Below are 24,073 nucleotides of genomic sequence, written 5' to 3'. Positions count from 1 at the left end.
GTAGACGATTGTAGTAATGTTCACCTCAGTTTATTTTGCGCGATGTTTTGGCATCCAATAATGACAAAAAATTATCCCCGAGTTTTCGCAATCACGATGCTTGCAGCGCTTTTGACTGGTTGCATGGTTGGCCCTGACTTTAGTACGCCTGTCTCACGTCTTCAAAACAGCTATGACGCACCTGCTGAATCCGAATTTACGGACGGCACCAAGGTTGACCTCGAGCACGCGATTGATCCAGTGGCATGGTGGGGCAGTTTTAAAGATCCGGTGCTGCTAAGGTTATTAGAAAAGTCGGCTCAGCAGAACTTGAGCCTTCAGGCTGCGGCGGTGCAGGTCTATCAAGCGAGGGCACAGCTCGGCATTACCGATGCAACTTTGCTACCGACAGTGAATGCAACGGGGTCAGCAACTCAGGCTAATCAGGCTAGCCTTGCGGCTCAATCGCTCAACACTTCAAACCTGTCCACCGCGACTGCACTGGCCTTGCAGGCGAGCTGGGAGCTTGACTTCTGGGGTAAATTGCGACGAGGGGTTGAATCCTCTGTCGCTGGCTACATGTCCTCAGCGTCTGCCTATTATTCGGCACAAACCTCGCTGGCTTCCAGCGTTGCCAGCACTTACATTACCATCCAGAACTACAACCAACTTATTGATGTATCAAAGCGAAACTTAGCATTGCAGTTTGAGAGCTTGCGGATTGCCAAGGTTCGTTATCAATACGGTGAGACATCGTTACTGGATTTGAGTCAAGCTCAATCCCAATATGAGCAGACGAAGTCGCAAATCCCGATTTTGATAGCCAGTTTGAGACAAAATGAGACCGCTATCAGCGTGCTGCTGGGCGAAGCACCCGATTTCTACACCAAACAATTCGGCCAGAGCCACGCTAGCTTGTCGGCACCGCCCTTGCTCCAGGTGGCTATTCCCAAAGAGCTCTTACGTCGTCGTCCTGATGTGAGGCAGGCAGAGTTTGCCGCTGCCGCACAATCCGCATTGATCGGCGTCAACACGGCCGCTCTGTATCCTAGTTTTTCTTTATCTGGTGTTTTCGGTTTTCAGTCGGTTAACTACGGCGGTGTGACCGGCAGTCCGCTGTTCTCGTGGGATAACAAAGTGGTCAGTGGTGGTGGTGCGTTCAGCTTCCCGATCTTTTATCGTGGCGCGATTGTTGAGCAGATTCGTGTGCAAGACGCAGTTTTTCAGCAGAGCGTGCTTAGCTACCAAAACTTGGTGTTGCAGGCGCAAAAAGAAGTTGATGATGCATTAATGACGATTTCGACGACTCGAAGTTCGGCTGACGCGCTTGCTCGAGCCGTGACGGCTGCGCAAAATGCAGCTCGGCTTGCTCAAGAAAGATACAAAGCGGGCCAGGCTGATTACAACACCGTGATCCTGGCTCAACAACAACTACTCTCTGTCGAGAGTTCTTTTGTGCAAACGAGCAATAACAACTTGTTAGGTTATGTCACCGCCTTCAAAGCCTTAGGTGGAGGTTGGTCAGGTGAGTTGAACTTGCCGCAGTTAACGACAACGCTTTCGAGTGAGATGAAACAACGAACCGATTGGGGTAATGCGCTGGATGGTAAGGCAGACCCTCGTTTAATGAAGTCAAGTGAGATGATTCAATGAGCACAATTACACGTATTTCGCTGACGCGTAAGCTGTTAACAGTCGGTTGTCTTGGGGTGCTGGCACTGATCGCCGGTTGTGACAAAAAAACGGAACGGCCGCCGGTTATCGCCGACGTGACCGTTGCCAAGCCGCTGTACCAAGATGTTGTGAGCTACAAACTGTTCGATGGTAATGTGCAGGCATTGCTGAGCGTTGATTTGACCGCGCGTGTTTCTGGCTATTTGTCAAAGATTACGTTTTCTGACGGCGCTTACGTTAAAAAGGATCAGCCGCTGTTTGTGATCGAGCAAGATCAGTATCAGCAACAAGTGAATTTGGCACAAGCGGTCTACACGCAAGCGAAGATCGAGCTCGACAGACAACAAAATCTGCTTAAACAAAACGCCACGTCGCAGGCTTCAGTGGACAATGCGGTATCAGCCTATTCGCAAGCAGATGCCAACCTCAAACTGGCGAAGCTGAATCTCAGCTACACAGAAATCCGTGCACCCTTTGACGGTTTGATGAGCCGGCACCTGGTGGATGTTGGCAATTACCTGAATGGCACTGCTGGTGGCGTTAAGCTCGCGTCGATCGATAAGATCAGCCCGGTTTATGTGTATTTTTCAGTGAACGAGCGAGAAGTGCTGGAGTTCCGCAAGCAGTATGCTGACGATGCTGTCAAGAAAAGTATGGTCAATAAATTGCAGGTTCACGTAGCGTTGCAGAACGAGAAAGGATTTTTGCATCACGGTACGCTCGACTTTGCATCGAATACGCTGAGCACCAGCACCGGTACGTTGCAATTGCGGGCTGAGCTGCCGAATGCTGATCTGGCTTTGCTGCCGGGCTATTACGCCAGAGTGATGGTTGAATATGGTACGCCACACAAGGCGGTGCTGATCCCCAGTTCGGTAATCGAGACCGATCAGCAAGGTAATTATATTTATATCGTCGATGATGCAAAAAAAGCGCATCGCCAAAATATTGTGTTGGGACAAAAATTCGGCAAGTTAGCAGAAGTCGCCTCGGGCTTGACCGCGTCACAGGATGTCTTGGTGAATGGTTTTGTCAACGTCAGAGAAGGCCAGACAGTCAACCCGTCGATGATCACGCTCGATCCGTTACCCAAGTTGCACGACTGATAGGCGACGAGATAACTCATGCTTTCTAAATACTTTATCGAACGCCCGGTTCTCGGGAACGTCATCGCTATCATCATGATGATATTGGGTGCGGTTTCCATTTTCGGGTTGCCTATTTCCCAGTATCCGCCCATGACGCCCCCAACTATTCAGGTGTCGACAAGTTGGCCTGGCGCCAGCGCTGCGATGATGCAGCAAATGGTGGCGAGCAGTATTGAGACGCAAGTTAACGGCGTTGAGAACATGCTTTATATGCAGTCTGATTCGACAAACGACGGTCGCTACACATTGACCGTCACTTTCGAGGTCGGTACTGATCCAAATATTGCCCAGGTTAATGTTCAAAACAGAGTCGCGATTGCAGTACCCGGTTTGCCGCAATCCGTGCAAAAGCAAGGTATCACGACCAAGATGCAGTCGACGGCAATTTTGCAGTTTGTCACCCTGACATCCGACGATCCGTCTCACGACGCCTTGTTCTTGAGTAATTTCGCCAACCTGCAGATGCAGAATCGTTTGGCGCGGATTAAAGGCGTTGCGGCTGCCAATGTGTTTGGTGTTGGTAACTACAGCATGCGGATTTGGCTGGATCCGGCTCAATTGGCCGCACGATCACTGACGCCCTCGGACATTTCGAATGCAATTAGCCGTCAAAATGTGATGTTGGCGGGTGGTCAGATTGGTGCCCCACCAGTTCCGAATGGTCAGGATTTTCAGTACACACTCAATGTGCTGAGCGCCATGAATAGTCCCGAAGAGTTTGGCAATATTTTGGTCAAGGTTGACGATCAAGGCGCAATTACCCGATTACAGGATGTTGGACGTGTTGAATTAGGTAGTCAAAATTACAGCCAGTTTTTTAAATTGGGTGACAAGCCTGCCGGCGGTATTGCGATTTATCAGTTGCCTAGTGCCAATGCAATTGCTACCGCGAAAGCCGTCAGAGCAGAGATGGAAGCGATCGCCCAAACCTTCCCTAAAGACATGAGTTGGGAAATCCCGTTTGACACGACGATGTTCGTGACGGCGTCGATTGACGAGGTTTATCACACCCTGTTCGAAGCAGGCTTCCTTGTTCTTGCAGTCATCATGATCTTTTTGCAGGATTGGCGTGCAGTATTGGTCCCAGCCACGACGGTGCCGGTGACCATTATTGGCGCATTTGCTGCCATGGCATCCTTAGGCTTTTCGATCAATCTGTTGACCCTGTTTGCGATTGTGCTTTGTATTGGTATTGTCGTTGACGATGCGATCGTGGTAGTAGAGGGCGTGGCGAAGAAGGTTGAACATGGTGAAACGCCTCACGACGCAGCCGTCAACGCAATGACCGAATTGATGGGTCCCATTATTGGTATCACGCTGGTATTGATGGCTGTGTTTTTGCCTGCTTCTTTCATCTCGGGCATCACGGGGCAGATGTATCGGCAGTTTGCACTGGTGATTGCTGCAACGGCCTTGATCAGTGGCATCAATGCGGTGACGCTTAAGCCGACGCAGGCGGCCACGTTTATCAAACCTAAGCCACTTGGCGTGGTGAAGAAGAACTGGTTCTTTAAAAAGTTTGATCAAGGATTCGAGAAAATTTCGAATTCATATGCAGGATTGATGCAAATCCTGATGAGTCATCGGAAGATTTCGATGACAGTGGGTTTCGCCTTGATTGCCTTTGCTATCTATGGCTTAGTCAAAGTCCCAACAGGGTTTATTCCCAATGAAGATCAAGGTTACTTGGTTGTGTCGGTTCAGTTACCTAACGCGTCCTCGCTGCAGCGGACAACTGAGACGATGGCAAATGTTGCCAAAATCATTGAAACCGTACCTGGTGTTCAAAAAGTCGTGTCCGTTGGCGGCATTAACGCACTGAACAATAGCGCCTCTCAGGCTAACGCTGGTGTCATGTATGTCATCCTGAAACCATGGGACGAACGCGCTAAGTCACCAGGTGAGGATCTAAGAAGTATTTTCCCTGGACTGAGTGCCAAAATGCAGTCAGTACAAGAGGCGACAGTGAATGTCTTGTTGCCCCCGGCAATTCCTGGCTTAGGTCTGTCGGGCGGCTTTCAAATGCAAGTCGTGCTTACTGATTTGAGCAATGATTACCAAAAGCTTGCTCGTGCCACGGATGCCCTTGCGCACGCTGTGTCAGCGCGCCCTGAAGTGATGCTTGCCTTTACGCCATTTAGGGCAACGGTGCCTCAATACGAACTGAAGTTCAACGCTGCGCGAGCTGAGACCTTAGGGGTGTCTCTGGGCGACGCCTACGATGTCTTGCAGAATTCGATTGGCTCCACCTATGTGAATCAGTTTTTTACCTTTGGTCAAACGTATCAGGTCTATATTCAGGCTGATGGCAAAGATCGGGTATCTACGGATCAGATTGGCAAACTATATGTCAAGAGCTCGACAGGCTCCATGGTGCCGTTAGGATCCTTCGTCGACATTACTGAGACGACAGGCCCAGGTATTGCTTCTCAGTACAACTTGTTCCCGACAGCAGCTTTGCTTGGTGCCGCAAACGGTGCCTATAGCTCAGGCCAGGCGATGGCTGCAGTCGAAGAAGTAGCCAAAGAGGTGTTGCCGCCTGGTGTCAGTTTTTACTGGACAGCAATGTCTTACCAAGAAAAACTCGTCGGTAACACAGTAGTGCTTGTGTTTGCGCTGTCGATCTTATTGGTCTACTTAGTACTGGCCGCACAATATGAGTCTTGGGTTGCACCATTTGCGGTGATTCTGGCTGTACCGCTGGCCTTAGTCGGCGTGGTGGCTGCGCTATTCTTGACGGGTTTGCCGAACAATATTTACGTTCAGATTGGGCTGGTGCTGATGATTGCGCTGGCTTCAAAGAACGCGATTTTAATTGTCGAGGTGGCACTCGAAGAGAGACGACATCACGGGCTGAGTCTGATTGACGCTGCCCTGAAAGCCTCGCATGAGCGCTTCAGGCCTATTGTGATGACCTCGATTGCCTTTATTCTAGGTGTGGTGCCGCTATTGACATCTTCGGGTGCTGGCGCGGCCTCGAGAATCTCAATTGGCTTAACAGTGTTCAGCGGCATGATCGCTTCAACTGTTTTTGCGGTCGCGCTGGTGCCGATATTCTTTGTGCAGATCGAAGGTTTTTTTGAGGCAAGAGCCAAAAAATCCGCAGAGAGAAAGGCGAGAGCCTTGGCCTGGGCGGTAGTCGATGCAAGATCGGAGGATGGCACGACGGAAACCTCTGGCGTATCAAAAAATAAAAATGCTAGTGAGAATGAACTCACCGACATCAGTCTCGGTGAAGTCATTTTAAGACGCCTTGACCTTGCAGAGAATGAGCTTGCGATCACGGATGAAATGTCCGACAAACAGTCAGCAGACCCGGAAATTGCTCATGAACTGACAAATTCTGATGGGATCGGAAGTGAGGCAGAGACGAGCAGTGAACTCGTTGCGAGCGTCCTGGATGAGGTTGCCTCCCCTGAGCAGATTGCTGAAATAGAGCCCGGTGAGACGAGTCCTGACCCGAGTCCAATAGTTGAACCGAGCGAGAGCGTTGCAATTGACATCGCGCCCGACCCGGTTGAGGATCTACCTGCTGAGTCAGCGGAGCTGCCTGGCGCATCTGAGCTACCGTCGTTTGCAGAGGATTTCCTCACTGATTCAGAACAGCCTGCTTTCGCAAGCGAAACACAGTTGGTGACGGAGGGTCTGGCGGAGCCTGTTACAGCGCCTGTTGTTGAGCCGTTGCCAGTCGCCGAGCCAGTGGCTGAGCCTGTCGTAGCGCCTGTTGTTGAGCCAGTAACTCTGCTGGTCGCGGAGCCAGTTCCGGTGCCACAGGCGGTGACTGAACCAGATCAGGCAGTAATTGAAAACGTTGCAGTCAGCCCGCTTGAAGTGGCAAACAATCCGACTGTATTCAATGATGACGCACTTCGTCAGATGTTCAGAAACGCTGCTGAGCCTGTGCCACAAGCGGCGTTACAACCGGTTGCAGAGGCAGTGCCGGAACCAGTGCCTGAATCAGTTCAGGAACTCGCTGCAAACATCGCAGTCGATCAGCTAGACGAGATCAATAATTCGCCCGCGTTGAATGATGACGCGCTTCGTCGGATGTTTAAAAACGCGGCTGATGAAGTGAATGGCAACGGCAATTAATGGCCACCTGTGTTGTTCAGGCCATTAATCGGATGATAAGGGGTGAATCCCCTTATCAGTACGACTTGGGCAGACCTAAAACACGCTCTGCAACGTAAGATAAAATCAGTTCGCGACTGACCGGGGCGATGCGCGCGATCATGACTTCTCTGAAGTAGCGCTCGACGTGGTACTCGCGAGCGTAACCAAAGCCACCATGCGTCATGACAGCCTGTTCACATGCATGAAAACCCGCTTCGCCGGCCAGATATTTGGCTGCGTTAGCCTCAGCGGCACAATCTTTGTTCTGATCGTAGAGCGCGGCTGCTTTCATGGTCATTAACCGCGCTGCCTCGAGCTCCATCCAGTTCTTCGCTAACGGATGTTGAATCGCCTGATTTTGACCGATCTTGCGGTTAAACACGACGCGTTCATTGGCATACGCGGTTGCCTTGCGTAAGGCGATGCGACCAATGCCAATTGCCTCAGCAGCGATCAGCATCCGTTCGGGATTCATGCCATGCAGTATGTATTTGAAGCCCTGGCCTTCCTCACCAATACGATCTTCAACAGGGATTTCCAGGCCGTCGATAAATAATTCGTTTGAGTCGACTGAATGTCTTCCCATTTTGTGGATCAGACGTACCTGAACTTTGCTTCGATCGAGATCAGTGTAAAACAGCGACAAACCGTGAGTCTTGTTCTTGCAGTCCTCGATAGGCGTCGTGCGGGCTAGTAAAAGTATCTTGTCGGCGACTTGAGCTGTCGATATCCATACTTTCTGACCATGAACTACGTAGCGATCACCTTTCAAGACAGCTCGAGTTTTGAGCTCGGTCGTGTTGAGCCCCGTGTTAGGTTCGGTTACGCCGAAACAAGCTTTTTCGGATCCATCAATCACAGGTGGTAAATATTTTTGTTTTTGCGCTTCGGTACCGTAAACAACAATTGGGTTCAGGCCAAAGATATTCATATGAATGGCTGAGGCACCCGACAAGCAGGCACCTGTCTCTGCAACAGTCTGTGTGAGCAGGGTCGCTTCAGTCATCCCCAGCCCTGAGCCGCCGTAGGCCTCGGGCATGGCGATCCCTAACCAACCGGCTTTGGCCATTGCCGCATGAAATTCATGCGGGAAGACAGCATCCTCATCGCGCGCAAGCCAATAGTCCTCACCAAAAGGCGAGCAAGTCTGATTGACTGCGTCGACAATCGCTTGTTGTTCGGTGGTGAGATCCCTGTAAAACAAATCTTGCATTGCTAAGCCCCGGATTATTTATATTTGAAGTGCATCGATTGTCATTGAGTCAGTCCGATCGATTTTCTTCTATGATGGCTGATCAAACAAAATGAAAAGGATGCGACTGATGTTACCTGAAAAGAAGCAAGCAATTGGCCTGGTAGGCCTTGGGGTTATGGGCAGGGGCGTTGCTGAGAATCTGATTAAAAATGGCTATCAGGTTATTGGTCGTGATGTCAGCGCTGATGCACTTAAATGGCTTGAATCAATCGGTGGCGTTGCTTCGCGTGAGGCAAGTGATGTGACGTCTGTTTGCGATGTTGTTATCAGCTTTGTCGTGAACGACGTTCAAACAGAGGCTTTGCTCTTTGGCGAAAACGGGCTTGCGAAAACAATGCGCCCTGACACGGTTTTTATCGCGTGCAGCACGATGGCTCCCAAGTTCTTGAGAGAACTCTCAGTGCGTCTGGCCAAGATCGGCGTTCATCTCATGGATGCGCCTGTTACCGGTGGTCAGATAGGCGCCAAGAATGCCACGATGACTATCATGGCCGCTGGGCCGACTGCTATCTACGAGCGTATTCAACCGATCTTGAAATCGATTGGAGGCAAAATTTTCTTTCTGGGGACAGAAGCTGGGATGGGCGCTCAGATGAAAGTCGTCAACCAGTTATTGTGCGGTGTGCATATCGCGGCTGCTGCCGAGGCTTTGGCGATGGCAAAAAAACATGGTCTACCACTCGACACCACCCTCGAAATCTTGAAAAGCGGTGCGGCGTCTTCCTGGATGCTTGGTGATCGCGGGCCGCGCATGATTGCCGATTCTTTTGATGATGTGCAGTCTGCGGTTGATATCTTCGTGAAGGACCTTGGTTTGGTGCTGGACTCCGCCAAGCAAGCGAGCTTCGCCGCACCCATGGCACACACTGCATTTCTGCAGTTCCTCGAGAGCAGCGGACACGGCTTAGGCAAACTCGATGATGCGGCAGTTATTCGTAATTACACCGAATAATCATCGTATTTTTTCGACACCTGCTGCGAACCGACTGAGATTTTGCAATAGCTGCGCTGGATTTAAATTTTATGCAAATACTGCCTGTGGCGATTGAGCAAGATCATCCTCGGTTTGCAAACACGGTGATGAGCCTCGTTGCCGTTTGTATCGGCGCTTTGGCCTTTATCTGGCCAGCGTTGCTTAACGGCTATCCCTTGGTTTTCAGTGATACTCACGTTTTTATTGCTCAGCCTGCGCCTGGTTTTTTTAATTGGGATAAGCCTTTTATTTACGGTCCCTGGATGCTGTTGCTCCATAGTTGGCGTTCTTTATGGTGGGTGGCAGCTGCCCAAGCTTTATTGCTCTCACAGTTACTCTGGCTGACCGCTGCGTGCGTCGCTCGACGAGCGCTGCACCGTCATTTGCTGACCTGCTTCGCTCTCGGACTCGTGAGCACAGCGCCTTGGTTTGCGTCGTTTTTAATGCCAGATATTTTTGCTGGCCTTGCTGTGCTTGCCTTGTTTGTGTTGGGATTTGATAGAGCGATTTCTACTTGGTTAAAGCGGTGGGTGGTGATTGTTGCGTCGTTAGCCATTGCAGTGCATCTGTCTCATCTGATCATCGCTGCGACCTGTCTTTGTGTCGTGCTTTTGTTTCGGCCAAGGCGGTTTTTACTGGCCTTAGTCCCGCTGCTGATCGCATTAGTTGCCCTCGTAGGGACAAGCTATCTCGCCTTTGGCAAATTCTCGGTGTCGCCACACGGTTCGGTCTTTATGCTTGCTCGATTATCTGCAGATGGTCATACTCAACCGATACTGGATAAGTATTGTGCTAGCAGAACGTGGCATCTGTGTGAGTGGTCAGAGCGCTTGCCAACGGACAGCGATAGGTTTCTGTGGGACGGAACAGGCGTTGTCTGGAGTCATCCCGACGGGCCAATAGGATTGGCACCCGAAGCCTCTGAAATCGTTCGGGCGGTTGTCACTGAGAGACCGTTACAAGTTCTTGTATCTTCTGTAAAGAATACGGTTAACCAGATGAGCATGATCAAACTGGGGGATACGCTGCATTCAGATTATCTGGATTTGACGGTTGAAAAAGTCCTGCGGGAATACTTCCCGGACGCTGAGGTACAACGTTTTCAATCCTCGCTTCAAGCCCACAACGAATTGCTCACAAAGGGCTTGTTCGGACAATTTGAACGCTACAACTTGGTGATGCAAGGTGTTGTTTGTTTATCTCTTGCCCTGTCGTTGTATCTGCTGCTTACCCAGCCTAAGTTTGCAGGCCCTTTGGTGGTGATGCTGTGTGTGGGCTTTGTAGCGAACGCATTGGCGACAGGTGCCTTGTCGAAACCTCATGATCGGTATCAGGCCAGAGTGTCATGGTTGCTATTACTGCCTCCGCTGATGTTGATCGGACGCCGACCTAGAAAGTAATCGTCTTATTCGAAACGTCTTGGCAATCAAGCCCGCAAGCTTGATCTTAGAGGCCATTTAGGGGATGATTCAGTGATAATTTTAATTTACCGTTTCCAGAGAGCAGACAATCATGGCGCGCATTGACTACGCAGATCTAAACCACGCTGAAACCAAACCTCTAGTTGATCGCATCATTGCCGAGCGAGGCAAAGTACTACATCTTTATCAAATGCTGCTTAACGCACCGCCAGTGGCTGAAGGCTGGTTGAACTTTCTAACTGCAATCCGTCAAAAAAGTACGCTCCCACCGGCTTTGCGCGAATTGGTCATCATGCGTGTTGCCGTGATTAACGGTGCGCCCTACGAGGCTGAGCAACATGCGCCGATTGCCTTGAGAGAAGGCGTCACTCAGGCTCAACTAGATGATTTGGATAAATGGTCTGAATCAGAAAAATTTGATGCGGTGCAACGCGCTGTGTTGGCCTATACCGATGCCATGACCAAGAATGTACAAGTGCCTGCTGACGTGTTTGCGAAGGTCAAAGAATCCGTAAATGATCGTCAGCTAGTTGAACTTACCGCAACGGTTGGTGCGTACAACATGGTTTCGCGCTTTCTTGAAGCCCTGCAAATCCATTCTCACGATCAGCAGTAATTTGGCTGATCGTGAGGCCCTGGGTCCTCTACGGGCTATAAAAATCCGATAGAAATCCAGGGCACACAAGCCACAATCACGATACCGATGAAAAGGGCTAGTAAATAGGCCAGAATCGGTTTAATGCCTGCATCAGGGCTCACGTTGCCGATCGCACAAGCAGCGTAATAGCCGACACCAACGGGCGGTGCAAACAGACCAAGACCCATCGAAAGCACGACAACCATCGCGTAATGCACCTCGTGTATGCCCAATTGCTTGGCAATTGGAAACAAGAGTGGCCCGAACAGAACGATGGCAGGTATCCCTTCAAGCACAGAACCCAGCACCACAAAGATGACAAGCGATACGGCCATGAACATGCCTGCACCGCCAGGTAGCGCTGCCATTAATTGAGCAAGCCATTTTGAGAAACCTGATTGGGTCAAGCCCCAAGCCATTGCAGTGGCGGTGCCGATAATTAACAGGATGGCACCAGATAAGGATGCCGTACTGACCAACATCGGAATCAGTCGCTTGTAATCAAATTGTCGATAGACAACGATGCCAGCAACGATAGCGTAAACGATGCCGATCGTTGAGACTTCGGTGGCGGTAGCGACGCCCTCAATCACGGTCGCTCGAATTACAAAGGGCAAGGCAAGTGCTGGGAAGGCAATCAAAAACAGTTTGATAATTCTCAGTAATGGAGTCGCTTTGACACCACGGATATCCTCATTGCGGTTGCGAAACCAGACGACCAAACACAACATCGCGCCAAGCACGCCGGCTGGTAACAAGCCGCCTGTGAACAAGGCGGCAATTGATACACCTGTCACCGATCCGATGGTGATCAATACGAGGCTTGGCGGCACGGTTTCAGTTTGAGCACCGGTGGCAGACAAGAGTGCCACTAAGTCTCCTTCGGAGGCGCCACGCTTTTTCATTTCAGGGAACAGGGCAGGGGCAACCGCTGCCATATCAGCGGCCTTAGACCCAGAAATCCCTGATACAAGATACATCGCACCGATTAGCACGTAAGATAAGCCGCCTTTGACACGCCCCAAGATGCTAGCAAGAAATTCGACCATGGCTTTGGCCATACCCGTCATTTCAATTAACAATCCGAGAAACACAAAGAGCGGTACCGCCAGCAAAATCAGATGAGACATGCCATCGTTCATTCGACCAATCATCACAGACAAAGGAGTGCTGGTGCTTAACGCCAGGTAGCTCAAGGTGCCTAAGCCGAAAGCAAAGGCGATCGGAATACCTAAAAATACCGTGGCACCAACGACTCCCACAAAAAAGATCAGCAGATTGATACGACCCAGATCTTCAAAAAGCGGCTCGGCAAGCCAGAACGCGCCGATGATCGCGCCGACAATAGCAGCCGCTTGGATCATCTGTTTGGGTGTTGAGGTTCGCCCCAGTCTGATGAGAGCGAACAGAGCCATCAACAAGACGCCTACCGGCAGTGCGGCTGCGCGCCAGCTGTTTGGAATATCCAGTGCTGGTAAGGTGATATCAATTTCTTCTATCGAGTTGATTAATGCTGGCCAGGCAATCAGTACTAAGAAGGCTAGCGACGCGACCAAGGCGACGGCCTCTAGTAAGGCGCGTCGTTGTGCCGACAGACTGCTGACTAAGGCGGTCATCCGCATGTGCTCGCCGCGTCTAAAGGCAACGACAGAGCCCATCATCGCCATCCAGATGAACAAAATAGATGCCAACTCATCTGACCAGACTAAAGGGTGGTGCAGAGCGAATCGAAAGATCACGCCAGCTAACAGCACAACAATGTCGGCCAAAACCAGCAACGCAGCTGGGATTTCTACCATCCATCCCAGCGTGCGATCTAGCTTAGTCAAAAAAGGGTGAGCGTCAACTTGGTCTTGAGGCTCGTGAGAGCCATGATGCGCCACCGTCATGCAAGCTTACCTGTGTATTTCTCGAGGGTCGCCCAAGCGGCATCACCAAACTTGGTCTTCCACTCGGAATAAAAACCAGCTGAGATTAATTTCTGACGCAACGACTCTTTATCCACTTGATTGACGACCATGCCATTCTTTTCTAAGACAGCTTGCAGCGATCCATTAAGAGCCGCAACTTCAGCGCGTTCTAAGATTGCTGCCTCTTCCATTGCTTTAGCCATGACTTTGCGCGCGTCGTCGGGCAGACGATCCCAGGCCTTTTGATTGACTAATTGCCAGTAGCCATCCCACATATGATTGGTCAAAGATAAATACTTCTGAACTTCGTAGAGCTTTGCCGTCTCGATGACAGCAAGTGGGTTTTCTTGACCTTCAACGATCTTTGTTTGTAGCGCTGAATACACCTCTGCAAAGTTGATCGAAGCCGGTGCGGCGCCAAACGCTTTAAACATGGAGGTCCACAAAGGCGAGGGCGGCACGCGCAGCTTCATCCCGTCCAAGTCTGCCGCCGTTTTGACTGGTTTGGTCGAAGTTGTGACCTGTCTAAATCCGTTGTCCCAGATTTTTTCTTGAGCGAACAAGCCTTTTTTGCCAATTTCTGAACGCATGTAGGCGCCGAGATCGCCATCCATGGCCTTCCAGACAGCAGGGTAGTCCGGGAAGGCGAAACCTAAACCAGAGATGCCTGCCGCAGGCACGAGCGTTTGTAAAATCAGACTGGCGATTGAGAAAATTTCAATGCCGCCATTACGCACCTGACTCAACATATCGGTGTCGTTACCCAATTGGTTATTGGGGAAAACTTGAATTTCAACTAAGCCGGCTGTGCCTGCTTTCACTGCGGCAGCGACTGATTCTGCACCTTTGTGCAGGGGATGAGTGACAGGCAAATTGTGCGCGTACTTGTAGTTGAATTTTGCTTTCTGAGCAAAGCTTGCTGCAAACGGTGATACAACTGCTGCAGCGCCAGCGCCAAGAATAAGAGTGCGACGATTGATAGTCATTTTTTTTGTCTCCTGAATAATGAGACGTTTTTAACATGACCAATATCGCTTGAGGGCCTACTTTATTGACGTTCTAGGGTTGTCCCTAGTGACTTTGACGCAAATGAATACGTCGTTCACATCAGTTCGACGATTTCGCCTCTTTCAAGCAGCAAGCGTTTGATGTCTTTTTTCACAATTTTGCCGTAACCTGATTTCGGCATTGTGTCCCAGAAAAAAAATTTACGGGGCCAACGATATTTGGCGCAACGATCTTCAAGGTGAGCAAGTAGTTCGGCATCAGTCACATCTTTTGCATTGTCCCGCAACACGATGACTGCGACACCGATCTCACCCCATTTTTCATCGGGAACCCCGAGTATCGCGATTTCAGCGACGGCGGGATGGGTGAGTAAAACCTCTTCTACTTCTTTTGGATAAACGTTTGAGCCACCTGAGATATACATATCTGATTCGCGGCCCGTGATGTAGAGCAAACCTCGGTCGTCGAGTTTGCCCAAATCACCAGTATGAAACCAACCACCACGTAACGCCTTTTTTGTTGCGTCTTCGTTGCCGTAATAGCCCACAAAAACAGCCGGACCCCGGCAACAGATTTCACCAATCTCTCCTGTTGCAACGGGTTGACAGTCGGTGTCGAGAATTGCAACTTCCATACCTGTGCGGGGTCTGCCGCAAGAGCCCACATTAGCGTTTGGATCGTCGTCCTCCGCCGAATGCATGTCGGGTGGCAGAACAGTGATGTTGCCTGTTACCTCGCCTAGGCCAAAATATTGCACCAATACTTTGCCCAGTTTTTGTAAGGCACGTTTCTGATCGGCCCGGTACATCGGCGCGCCAGCGTAAATCATATAGCGCAAAGAGCTGTGATCGTACTGATCCACGGCAGGATGCTCGACCAGCATCTTGACAATAGTCGGTACGGTAAACAGATTAGTGACTCGGTGTTGTTCGACTAGTTGCCAGAATTGCTCGGGGTCAAAGCGCTCGCTTGGCATCAGTATTGAAGCAGCACCTCGCGCCACGTTCAGCAGGGCGTGCACACCCGCGCCGTGCGAAAGCGGTGCGACGACTATCGATACATCTTTCTCGGTGGTACCTGGAGCCAGGTCAGCCAAATGGTTAGTAACGACAAACGCTAATTGCGCATGCGTCAAGACACCTGCTTTGGGCTTGCCTGTCGTACCTGACGTATAGAAAAACCATAAAGGATCGTCAGCGGCAACCGTCGCATCGATGGCAGTTTCGCCAAGATGGGCGGCAATAAGATCTTCGTAGCTGAGTTCGCCTGCACGTGGGGTGCCGATCGTGATCACATGTCGGATAAGCTTGGACTCAGCAAGCAGCGCGTCCACGTGTCCGGCAAAAATATCCTCGACAACGATTGCTATCGAATCACTTGAGGCGCCCAGATAGGCCACTTCATTGGGCGTCAGTCGAAAATTGGTGGGCACCCAAACGCAACCCATCTTGAATGCAACCCAGCAGAATTCAAACATCTGCAGGTTGTTTCTGGATTGCATCAAGATTTTATCGCCCTTGTTGATGCCGAGGGCGCGTAGTGCATTGACCATCGCATCGACCCGAGCATTGACCTGCGACCAGGTCCAAACCTGCTCGCCTTGTCTTAAGGCTGTGTGATGCGGATAGAGCTTTGCAGTGTGGGTCAGCAGACGACCCAAGTTCATGACTTGCGCTGGGTTCAAGTCGCCTCCAGCACGCTCAGGTAGTTGGCAACAGCAGCCCCGCCCATGTTAAAGACAGCACCGACGCGGGCGTTTTCGATCTGCATGTCCCCAGCTGTATTGGATAATTGCATGGCTGCCATCACGTGTTGCGAAACACCCGTGGCACCGATGGGATGGCCTTTAGACTTCAAACCACCCGATGGATTAACGGGCAGTTTGCCGTCTTTGCGCGTGATGCCATCAAGAATGACGTGCGCGCCTTCACCGTGTTTAGCCAAACCCATGGCTTCATATTCAAGCATCTCGGCGATGGTGAAGCAATCGTGTGTCTCGACGAAGTTGATGTCATCAAGGGTTAGCGCCGCGTCTTTTAAACCCTTGGCCCACGCCATGGCGGTGCCTTCGAACTTGGTCGGATCGCGACGTGATAACGGTAAAAATTCGTTCACTTGCGTGCGCGAACGCCATCTGATGGCCGGCACTTTGGCACCAACTAGTGGTTGGTTGGATAACACCAGCGCTGCAGCACCATCCGACACCAGCGAACAGTCCGAGCGCTTCAGCGGCCCTGCAACAAACGGGTTTTTCTCAGACGGGTTGCGGCAGAAATCAAAGCCAAGATCGCGGCGCAGATGGGCATAGGGGTTATGCACACCGTTCGCATGATTCTTTGCAGCGATCGCAGCCAACGCGTCAGACTGATCACCAAAGCGGTTGAAATACTCTTGAGCGATCTGACCAAACACGCCGGCAAACCCGCCCGGCGTGTGGCCTTCTTCTTGAACGTATGAAGCTTTTAGCAAGATGTCACCGATCTGCTGATTAGGCAGGGTGTTCATCTTTTCCATTCCGATCACCAAGGCATGGCGGATACGACCACTGGCGAGCGCATCCAACGCATTGTGGATCGCGGCCGATCCAGTTGCGCAGGCATTTTCCAAGCGGACGGCAGGCGTGTGTCGAAACTCCGGAATGGCAACGGCAGCAAGTGACGCGCTGAAATCTTGCGGTACGAAGCCGTTATTGAAGTGGCCCATATAGATCGCATCGATATCGCCAGGCTCAAGCCCTGCGCTGTCGAGTGCTGGATACACCGCATCGCGAATCAACTGTTCGAGCGTCATGTTGTCCAGTTTGCCAAAGGGGGTGTGACCCCAACCAACGATATAGGGCTGATTCATGATTGATTGCTCCTGAGTGTGGGTATGCCTACGCCAGAGGCGTCGAAGCCGCCGTCGACGGCTAAAAACTGACCGTTGATGAAAGCTGCATTTTCACTGCATAAAAATCCTACCGCGTTCGCGATTTCTTCTGTGGTCGCGTAACGATTCATCGGGATAGCATCATAGTAATCCGATCGAATCGCAACGCTATGCACTAGCTTTGCCATCTCCGTATCGACTGGGCCCGGGCAGACTGCGTTGGATCGTATGCCTTCGGTTCCCAATTCAACTGCCTGCTGCTTGGTCAGATGCAAGAGGGCTGCTTTGCTGGTGCCGTAAGCAACTCGCAGGGTGCTGGCGCGCAAACCTGAAATCGACGCAATGTTGACAATTGCACCACCTTTGCCACCTTGGCGCATCACCGGAATACAAGCTTGTGAACAGAGGAATGCACCGTCAAGATTAGTGCCCAGCACGTACCGAAACTCCTCGAAAGTTGTTTCAGTAATCGGTTTGAACACGGCGACACCAGCATTGTTAATGAGCGCATCAATTCGCCCGAATTTGGTTACCACTTGATCGACCGCTTGCTGCACCTGCTCTGGTTTGGAAATGTCGCAAACCAAGGTTAGGGCGCGTTCGGTATTGAGCTCGCTTGCTGTTTTGGCTAAAGTAGCCGAGTCAATATCAATGAGGGCGACCCGGTAGTCATGGGCCAGAAACCAGTTGGCGATCGCCAGACCAATGCCCCTTGCCGCACCAGTTACAAAAGCGACGGGTTGTGAATTGTTTTTATCAGTCATACGTTGTCTCTAATTTTTTGTCATTATCGTCTATTTTTAGTTGGCTTTTATCCCCGCCTTCTTGGTGACTGGCCCATAGACGTTAAAGTCCTTGGTGATCTCAGCTGCGAATGCCTCGGGCGTGCCGGGGCTTGCAATAATGCCCGAAATTTGCAACTGCTCTTTGACTTCATCTGTATTCAAGAGGCTGTTGATCTCTTTATTCAAAAACTCAACAATCGCAGGTGACGTTTTAGCAGGGGCCAATACGCCTACCCAAGAATTAAGCTCGACGTCGTTCACTCCTGACTCGACAAAAGTTGGCACGTTCGGAAACACGACAGACCGCTTGGCGCTCGGTACAGCAATCGGAATGAGTCGCCCCGCGTCGATGTACTGGGTTACCGACGAAGCCGAGGCAAAAGCGAGCGGAATATGCCCGGCCAGCACGTCGGCAGCCGCTGGACCACCACCTTTGTACGGTACGTGAACCAAGTTGGCACCAGATTGTTGTTTTAACAGTTCGCCCGCAACGTGGGTGATGCTGCCGTTGCCAGAGGTGCCGTACTCGAGGCCTTTGCCGTTGGATTTGGATAAAGCCACCACGTCGGCCAGCGTCTTAACAGAGACGCCTGGGTTCGCGACGATGATGATGATTGAATTGCCAATCTTTGCGACAGGCGCAAAATCTTTCAGCGCATCGAAACCAATTTGTTCGTAAACATGAGGGTTAATCACCAACGTACCGTCGAGTACCAAGAGCAGGGTATAGCCATCCGGCTCGGCCTTGGCAACGAGTTGAGCGCCAATGTTGCCGGAAGCTCCAGGTTTATTTTCAACCACGACTTGTTGATTTAGTCTTTTTGCCAGCGCACTTGCCACGATTCGACCACTCACGTCAGTCACGCCGCCCGGTGCAAAAGGCACGACCAGCCTGATCGGTTTGTTGGGATAGGTCTGCGAGGACGCGAGGCTCGGGACAAGCACGGTTAATAAAACTGTCAGGGCCGCCAGCAGCGCGCCCACGAGGGAAGGCTGACGGCACATGACTTTTTTAAGCAGCAACATGTTAAGCCTTTAAGTCGCGTTGGATAAGTTGGGGTAAATAGCCGTCACTCGTCTCAAACTCTTGCAGGATGGAATAGTGGTTCAGGCCAGGTCTAAGCTGCATGTTCACATTGCAACCGTGTCGGTGTAAGTGCTCGGCAAAGTCGGTCGATTGTTTGACCCATCCCGCTGGCTCTGCACCGCCAGCAAGCACTTCATACTGAACCCCAGCGGGCATGGCAAATCGTATCGGACTCATTAAGGGGACTTCTTGCTCAGTCATTCTAATTTCTTCGTTAACCGAAATTTCGAGCACCGGAGAACAGTCGTAGATGCCGCTGATGAGGTAGGCCTTGTTGACTACCTGATCGGGTAGTTGATAGCTCTGTCCAGTTTTTGCCAAGGTCATGGCTAACAAATGCGCGCCTGCTGAATGCCCTGCCACCAGCAATCCAGACTTGAATCCGAGCTTAGTCGCCTGACTCGATAACCAGACAAGTCCATCTCTGATTTGTTGAGTAATCTGTGTGACCGTGACTGTGGGGCAAAGATCGTAGTTCATCAACGCAACATTGCAGCCAGTCGGTAGCATCGAATTCGCCACATAGGCAAAGTCTTTCTTATCCCTGCCGCGCCAAAAACCACCGTGAATAAACACGAAAAGAGGCCTGCCAGGCTGACCACAGGGGAAATAATCCAGCGTGGTTAAGTCGCCCGGCGCATAGCTGAGGTCAGACTGATGCTCATGGGTCGCGTATGCTTTAGCACTCTGCTCGGCGCCTCGTTTGATGTAGGGTTCAGTATCAGGTACCGAAACTCGAGGATTAAATTCACGTTCGACTGCTTCGTTCATGATTTCTGGTTTTCTATACGAGGGGTGAGAAGCGTCAAGCGTATCTCAGAACCACTAAGCCGGACAACTCATTCAGGCAATTGAGCGTGATAGAAACACGATGGCACGAAAATTGCAGTGGGTTATCAACGCAAAAAAATTCAGCTTCTTTATAGAGATATCAATATGTTCCATCATCTTAAGTATCGACTAATTAGCGGGATCATCGCCTTGGTTAGCCTCACTGGCCCAGCCATTGGTGAGGACTCGGTCAAGGTCTTGCGTCTGGTGCCTCAAAGCGATCTGAAGATTCTCGATCCGATCTGGACGACCGGTTTTACTACCCGTAATCACGGCTTCATGGTTTACGACCAATTATTTGGTATCGATGCACAGGGGAAAATCCAGCCCCAGATGGTCGATACGTTCACTCAATCTCCTGATTTCAAAGAGTGGACGTTCGCTTTGCGAAAGGGCCTCGTTTTTAGCGATGGCGCACCAGTTACCTCGGATGACGTCATTGCCTCCATTAATCGTTGGGCCAAACGCGACGTTTTTGGTCAGGTGATGATGCAAGAGCTCACGACTTTTGAGCCGATTGACGATACGCGTTTCAAAATGTCGTTCAAGACGCCTTTCCCGATGGTGCTGGATGCGTTCTCCAAACAATCCGGAAGCCCGTCTTTCATCATGCCTAAGCGTGTTGCGCTGACCCCTGCGGATCAGCAGATTAAGGATTACATTGGTTCGGGTCCTTATGTCATCAAAATGGATGAATACAAACCTGGCTCAAAGATCGTCTATCTAAAAAATGAGAAATACATCCCCCGCTCAGAAAAGCCTTCGGGGACGGCCGGAGCTAAGCGTGTCTTTGTCGACAGGCTGGAATGGGTAGTGCTGAAAGACGCACAAACACAGGCTAACGCTATTGCGAACGGGGAAGTTGACATGATTGAGCTCATGCCACCCGAGCAGTACGCAAACTTAAAAGCCAATCCTAAGTTAGAGATCATCAAACCTATGCCCTCGGGTGCTGCTTTTATGCATCTGAACCATTTGATTCCGCCTTTCGATAATCCGAAGATAGCCCAGGCGGCGATCATGGCCCTCAACCAGGAAGCCTTGATGAGAGCCCAATTCGTCAATAAGGATCTTTATCGTACCTGCACCTCGATCTACCCTTGCGGTTCACCGCTGATGTCTTCGGAGACGAGTTATTTCACAGGCAAACCGCAGTTTGAAGCGGCAAAGAAGGCGCTTAAAGAAGCGGGCTACGATGGCAAGCCAGTTTTGTTGCTCTATCCCACCGATCTTGCGACGATCAATAAATTTCCACCCGTCTTGGCGCAGTTGCTCAAACAGGCGGGTTTCAATGTTGATTTGCAAGCCATGGACTGGGCCTCCGTGCAAACAAGGCGCGCTAAAAAAGACTTGCCTGAAAATGGTGGATGGAATGTCTTCATTACTGGGTTTGGCTATCCCGATATGATGAACCCGTTGTTTTTCCCGCCCTTGACTGGCAACGGAGAGAAGGGCTGGTTTGGTTGGACGACCGATCCGAAGCTGCAACAACTTAAAACTGATTTCATGATGGCTCCCGATCAGGAAGCGCGAAAGAAAGTTGCTGTTGCGCTGCAATTGCAGAACTATGAAACCGGCATTCTGGCCAAGGTGGGTGATTACAACTACAACTCGGTCCTGCGCAAGGGGGTGGTCACTGGCTTGCTCTACGCACCCGTCAATGTGTTCTGGAACCTGAAGAAGAATTGACCTAACGAGTGAGCCTGACATGGTTAGAGTGCTAAGCTTTCACCCACTCTTTAAACACTCAGGTTATATCCAATGAAAACGCTTCAGTTAGGGCAATCCGATCTTCAAGTTACCCCGATTTGTTTGGGAACGATGACCTTTGGCGAACAAGTCACTGAGCCTCTGGCTCACACGATTCTGGATCACTCACTTGCAAGAGGAGTCAATTTTCTGGATACGGCAGAGATGTACTCGGTGCCGACGAAAGCTGAGACCTTTACTTTGACTGAAAAGATACTCGGCAACTGGATCGAACAGCGGCCGGGTGTCCGAGAAAAAATCGTGATCGCCACTAAGGTTGCTGGGCCGTCGAGAGGGATGGCCTGGATTCGTGAGGGTAAACCAAATCTCACCGCGGCTGACATCGAACAAGCGTGCCACGATAGTTTAAAAAGATTGAAAACTGATTACATTGACCTTTACCAAATTCATTGGCCCGTCAGACATGTACCAGCGTTCGGCACGATGTATTTCGATCCAGCTAAGGATGGTGAAAACCTGACTCCGATTCTTGAGCAGCTCGAAGCCATGGGTAGATTGGTCAAGGCTGGCAAGGTTAGGCATATCGGGCTATCCAACGAGACACCTTATGGTGTTCACGAATTTATTCAACTGAGTGAAAAGCATGGCTTGCCCCGGGTGGCGAGCGTGCAAAATACCTATTGTTTGCTTAACCGAACCGTTGAAAATGCCTTGGACGAGACCTTGTATCGTCTCGGTGTCGGCTTACTCGCCTATTCGCCCCTTGGCGTCGGTTTACTGACGGGCAAGTATGACAAGAGCGGCATTCTTGGCCCTGACGCGCCGCCGGGTACCCGGCTGTCTGGTTATGAGAGTGTGCGCAAGCAACGCTGGGGTCGCCAAATCGCGTTTGATGCAGCGCTGCGGTACAACAATTTGGCGCGCGATCACGGTTTGACGCCAACGCAGATGGCTTTGGCTTTTTGTTATCACAATTGGCACGTGGCGAGCACCATCATTGGGGTGACGTCTGTCGCTCACCTTGACGAGGATCTGGATGCGTTTAATATCACACTCAGTCCAGAGGTTTTGGCAGCGATTGACGAGATTCGTTTCGACATCCGCGATCCAGCCTACTAAACCCATTCACTGAGGAGATTTCTTGATGATTCCTTTCAAATACGCTGTCTTTGCTGGCCTGTTGTCTCTGGGTGTTGCGGTTGCGCCCGCTAGCCACGCTGCAGGCACGCTTAGTATTGCTGCAAGCGCAGGTGATCCGGGTAGCTGGGATCCGATTGATACCTTTTTAGTTACCTGGGGCGGCGTTGGCAGTCAGATTTATGATGGCCTGACGATGCGCACGGCTGACATGAAGCTGGTACCTGGCCTTGCAACCTCGTGGGAGATGTTGGACAAAGATTCAAGAATCCGCTTCAAATTGCGTCAGAACGTGAAGTTTCACAACGGCGAGCCGTTTAACGCTGAGGCGGTGAAATTCACATTTGATCGTTTGCTCGGTCCTGAAGGTGCAAAGGGCGCACAGCAATCGAATTACAACGCGATTAAAGAAGTCAAAGTCATTGACCCCTTTACCGTTGATTTCCTGTTGTCCAGAGCAGATCCAGTCTTGCTCACCAAACTGGCTGGATATGGTGGCATGATCGTCCCGCCCAAATATTTGACAGAGAAGGGCGACGAGTTTTTTAACGCCAATCCTGTTGGAACCGGGCCTTTCAAGTTTGTTGAATACAAACCCAAAGTCAGTTTGACACTTGCTCGTAACGCTGATTACTGGGATGGTGCACCGAAGCTTGATGGTCTGGTTTATCGCTTCATCACCGAGCCAGCAACTCAGGTAGCCGAGTTGCAAGCGGGCCGTTTGGACATCGCAACAACGATCCCAACCAGTATGCTTGATGTGGTCGCCAAAGACGCCAAGCTAAAAGTGGCGAGCATTAACGGGCCCGTCACTCTGGCGCTTCGCTTTAACACGAAAGAAGGCATCACCAAAGATGTGAACGTGCGTAAAGCGCTTGTCATGGCGGTTGATCGGTCGACTATTGTCAGCCAGATTCTGGGTGGTAATGCCGAGCAAGTCGCAAGTTTTCAGGGCAAGCTATCTTTCGGTTTTGATCCTGCACTCAAATCTGTACCGTTTGATCCGGCTGGTGCTAAGAAGTTGTTACAAGCTGCTGGTGTACCGGCTGGCGCTGCCGTCCAGATTGATTTCCGTGGCCCTGACAGCAACTTCCGTGAAGTGGCACAAGCTATTGCAGGTTATCTGCAAGCGGTTGGAATCAAAGCTAACTTAAAGGGTTACGAGACGTCAGTGCTACTGAATGACATCATCCCTAACGGCAAAACCGGTGAAATGTGGCAGAACCAGTGGGGCGGTTGGACCTTCGATTATGACAACACTGCCTACGCGATGTACCACAGTGGTCAGCGTTGGAACCCATATGACAAAGATGCAGCGCTTGATAAGTTGCTTGAGTCTCAGCGAGACACCTACGATCAACAGGCCCGTCAAAAGACCTTGCGAGAAATCGCTCAGTACGTCTCCGATCAGGCTTTAGAAATGCCCTTGTATAGCTTGAACACGATATATGGGATTAACAAACGAGTTCAAAACCTGACCTTGCCCGCAGATGGTCGGTTTCGCTTTATCAACGAATCCATTCAGTAATGATGTATT

Annotated in this window: 17 protein-coding genes; 9 read left to right on the top strand and 8 right to left on the bottom strand. The window is 50.9% G+C overall.

The genetic code is table 11. The features are described 5' to 3' along the window. Positions 1 to 60 precede the first annotated feature (60 nt). The 3 genes from BCM14_RS03230 to BCM14_RS03220 are packed head-to-tail and all read left to right on the top strand — an operon-like array spanning position 61 to position 6,893. On the top strand, positions 61 to 1,632 hold the full coding sequence (locus BCM14_RS03230; RefSeq protein ID WP_259673396.1) for an efflux transporter outer membrane subunit: 1,572 nt from the start codon (positions 61 to 63) through the stop codon (positions 1,630 to 1,632). Then, entirely contained in the window at positions 1,629 to 2,759 is a 1,131-nt protein-coding gene (locus BCM14_RS03225; RefSeq protein ID WP_106226543.1) for an efflux RND transporter periplasmic adaptor subunit, read from the top strand. Before BCM14_RS03230 ends, BCM14_RS03225 begins: the two co-directional genes overlap by 4 nt. An 18-nt stretch (positions 2,760 to 2,777) precedes the next feature. Further along, a complete protein-coding gene (locus tag BCM14_RS03220) occupies positions 2,778 to 6,893 on the top strand; it encodes an efflux RND transporter permease subunit (RefSeq protein WP_106226542.1) in 4,116 nt (1,371 codons plus the stop codon). Between the two features lie 55 nt (positions 6,894 to 6,948). On the opposite strand, the gene BCM14_RS03215 is transcribed toward BCM14_RS03220, so the two are convergent. Further along, positions 6,949 to 8,127 (bottom strand): acyl-CoA dehydrogenase family protein, encoded by a 1,179-nt coding sequence (locus BCM14_RS03215; protein WP_106226541.1) that lies wholly within the window; start codon positions 8,125 to 8,127, stop codon positions 6,949 to 6,951. Between the two features lie 100 nt (positions 8,128 to 8,227). Between BCM14_RS03215 and BCM14_RS03210 the strand changes: the two genes are divergently transcribed. The 3 genes from BCM14_RS03210 (at position 8,228) to BCM14_RS03200 (ending at position 11,179) form a co-directional block, all read left to right on the top strand. Next, on the top strand, positions 8,228 to 9,121 hold the full coding sequence (locus BCM14_RS03210; protein WP_259673395.1) for an NAD(P)-dependent oxidoreductase: 894 nt from the start codon (positions 8,228 to 8,230) through the stop codon (positions 9,119 to 9,121). A gap of 71 nt (positions 9,122 to 9,192) precedes the next feature. Next, the gene (locus BCM14_RS03205) at positions 9,193 to 10,542 is read left to right on the top strand and encodes a hypothetical protein (RefSeq protein ID WP_106226539.1); all 1,350 of its coding nucleotides are present in this window, start codon (positions 9,193 to 9,195) and stop codon (positions 10,540 to 10,542) included. A gap of 112 nt (positions 10,543 to 10,654) precedes the next feature. Further along, positions 10,655 to 11,179 carry a carboxymuconolactone decarboxylase family protein gene (locus BCM14_RS03200; protein ID WP_106226538.1) on the top strand — a complete coding sequence of 175 codons (525 nt, stop codon included), beginning with the start codon at positions 10,655 to 10,657 and terminating at the stop codon, positions 11,177 to 11,179. 35 nt (positions 11,180 to 11,214) lie between these two features. Here BCM14_RS03200 and BCM14_RS03195 read toward each other — a convergent pair whose 3' ends face one another. The 7 genes from BCM14_RS03195 to BCM14_RS03165 all read right to left on the bottom strand — a co-directional run bounded on the left by BCM14_RS03195 (position 11,215) and on the right by BCM14_RS03165 (position 19,629). Further along, positions 11,215 to 13,089, bottom strand: a complete 1,875-nt coding sequence (locus BCM14_RS03195) for a TRAP transporter large permease (RefSeq protein WP_106226537.1) — start codon at positions 13,087 to 13,089, stop codon at positions 11,215 to 11,217. Beyond that, positions 13,086 to 14,096 carry a TRAP transporter substrate-binding protein gene (locus BCM14_RS03190; RefSeq protein WP_106226536.1) on the bottom strand — a complete coding sequence of 337 codons (1,011 nt, stop codon included), beginning with the start codon at positions 14,094 to 14,096 and terminating at the stop codon, positions 13,086 to 13,088. Before BCM14_RS03190 ends, BCM14_RS03195 begins: the two co-directional genes overlap by 4 nt. Before the next feature lie 116 nt (positions 14,097 to 14,212). Continuing rightward, positions 14,213 to 15,802 (bottom strand): acyl-CoA synthetase, encoded by a 1,590-nt coding sequence (locus BCM14_RS03185; RefSeq protein ID WP_259673394.1) that lies wholly within the window; start codon positions 15,800 to 15,802, stop codon positions 14,213 to 14,215. Further along, positions 15,799 to 16,965 (bottom strand): acetyl-CoA acetyltransferase, encoded by a 1,167-nt coding sequence (locus BCM14_RS03180; protein ID WP_106226534.1) that lies wholly within the window; start codon positions 16,963 to 16,965, stop codon positions 15,799 to 15,801. Before BCM14_RS03180 ends, BCM14_RS03185 begins: the two co-directional genes overlap by 4 nt. Continuing rightward, positions 16,962 to 17,750, bottom strand: a complete 789-nt coding sequence (locus BCM14_RS03175; protein WP_106226533.1) for an SDR family NAD(P)-dependent oxidoreductase — start codon at positions 17,748 to 17,750, stop codon at positions 16,962 to 16,964. Before BCM14_RS03175 ends, BCM14_RS03180 begins: the two co-directional genes overlap by 4 nt. Positions 17,751 to 17,786: 36 nt before the next feature. Continuing rightward, complete coding sequence (locus BCM14_RS03170) at positions 17,787 to 18,797, bottom strand: Bug family tripartite tricarboxylate transporter substrate binding protein (protein WP_259673393.1); 1,011 nt, start codon at positions 18,795 to 18,797, stop codon at positions 17,787 to 17,789. Between the two features lies 1 nt (position 18,798). After that, the gene (locus BCM14_RS03165; RefSeq protein WP_106226532.1) at positions 18,799 to 19,629 is read right to left on the bottom strand and encodes an alpha/beta hydrolase; all 831 of its coding nucleotides are present in this window, start codon (positions 19,627 to 19,629) and stop codon (positions 18,799 to 18,801) included. 165 nt (positions 19,630 to 19,794) lie between these two features. Here BCM14_RS03165 and BCM14_RS03160 point away from each other — a divergent pair, with 165 nt between their 5' ends. The 3 genes from BCM14_RS03160 (at position 19,795) to BCM14_RS03150 (ending at position 24,064) form a co-directional block, all read left to right on the top strand. Continuing rightward, the gene (locus BCM14_RS03160; protein WP_106227016.1) at positions 19,795 to 21,378 is read left to right on the top strand and encodes an ABC transporter substrate-binding protein; all 1,584 of its coding nucleotides are present in this window, start codon (positions 19,795 to 19,797) and stop codon (positions 21,376 to 21,378) included. Positions 21,379 to 21,450: 72 nt separating this feature from the next. Then, positions 21,451 to 22,518 (top strand): aldo/keto reductase, encoded by a 1,068-nt coding sequence (locus BCM14_RS03155; RefSeq protein ID WP_106226531.1) that lies wholly within the window; start codon positions 21,451 to 21,453, stop codon positions 22,516 to 22,518. 25 nt (positions 22,519 to 22,543) lie between these two features. Continuing rightward, a complete protein-coding gene (locus BCM14_RS03150) occupies positions 22,544 to 24,064 on the top strand; it encodes an ABC transporter substrate-binding protein (RefSeq protein WP_106226530.1) in 1,521 nt (506 codons plus the stop codon). Positions 24,065 to 24,073 lie beyond the last annotated feature (9 nt).

Origin of the sequence: Jezberella montanilacus (assembly GCF_003003055.1) — a bacterium.
Taxonomy (GTDB): Bacteria; Pseudomonadota; Gammaproteobacteria; order Burkholderiales; family Burkholderiaceae_B; genus Zwartia; species Zwartia montanilacus.
Note: the sequence above shows the minus strand (reverse complement) of the source record. Positions and strands in the feature narration are given on the sequence as shown.

Coding starts and splice junctions, on each gene's coding strand:
- BCM14_RS03230 (WP_259673396.1), top strand. CDS start 61: ATGACAAAAAATTATCCCCGAGTTTTCGCAATCACGATGCTTGCAGCG.
- BCM14_RS03225 (WP_106226543.1), top strand. CDS start 1,629: ATGAGCACAATTACACGTATTTCGCTGACGCGTAAGCTGTTAACAGTC.
- BCM14_RS03220 (WP_106226542.1), top strand. CDS start 2,778: ATGCTTTCTAAATACTTTATCGAACGCCCGGTTCTCGGGAACGTCATC.
- BCM14_RS03215 (WP_106226541.1), bottom strand. CDS start 8,127: ATGCAAGATTTGTTTTACAGGGATCTCACCACCGAACAACAAGCGATT.
- BCM14_RS03210 (WP_259673395.1), top strand. CDS start 8,228: ATGCGACTGATGTTACCTGAAAAGAAGCAAGCAATTGGCCTGGTAGGC.
- BCM14_RS03205 (WP_106226539.1), top strand. CDS start 9,193: ATGCAAATACTGCCTGTGGCGATTGAGCAAGATCATCCTCGGTTTGCA.
- BCM14_RS03200 (WP_106226538.1), top strand. CDS start 10,655: ATGGCGCGCATTGACTACGCAGATCTAAACCACGCTGAAACCAAACCT.
- BCM14_RS03195 (WP_106226537.1), bottom strand. CDS start 13,089: ATGACGGTGGCGCATCATGGCTCTCACGAGCCTCAAGACCAAGTTGAC.
- BCM14_RS03190 (WP_106226536.1), bottom strand. CDS start 14,096: ATGACTATCAATCGTCGCACTCTTATTCTTGGCGCTGGCGCTGCAGCA.
- BCM14_RS03180 (WP_106226534.1), bottom strand. CDS start 16,965: ATGAATCAGCCCTATATCGTTGGTTGGGGTCACACCCCCTTTGGCAAA.
- BCM14_RS03175 (WP_106226533.1), bottom strand. CDS start 17,750: ATGACTGATAAAAACAATTCACAACCCGTCGCTTTTGTAACTGGTGCG.
- BCM14_RS03170 (WP_259673393.1), bottom strand. CDS start 18,797: ATGTTGCTGCTTAAAAAAGTCATGTGCCGTCAGCCTTCCCTCGTGGGC.
- BCM14_RS03165 (WP_106226532.1), bottom strand. CDS start 19,629: ATGAACGAAGCAGTCGAACGTGAATTTAATCCTCGAGTTTCGGTACCT.
- BCM14_RS03160 (WP_106227016.1), top strand. CDS start 19,795: ATGTTCCATCATCTTAAGTATCGACTAATTAGCGGGATCATCGCCTTG.
- BCM14_RS03155 (WP_106226531.1), top strand. CDS start 21,451: ATGAAAACGCTTCAGTTAGGGCAATCCGATCTTCAAGTTACCCCGATT.
- BCM14_RS03150 (WP_106226530.1), top strand. CDS start 22,544: ATGATTCCTTTCAAATACGCTGTCTTTGCTGGCCTGTTGTCTCTGGGT.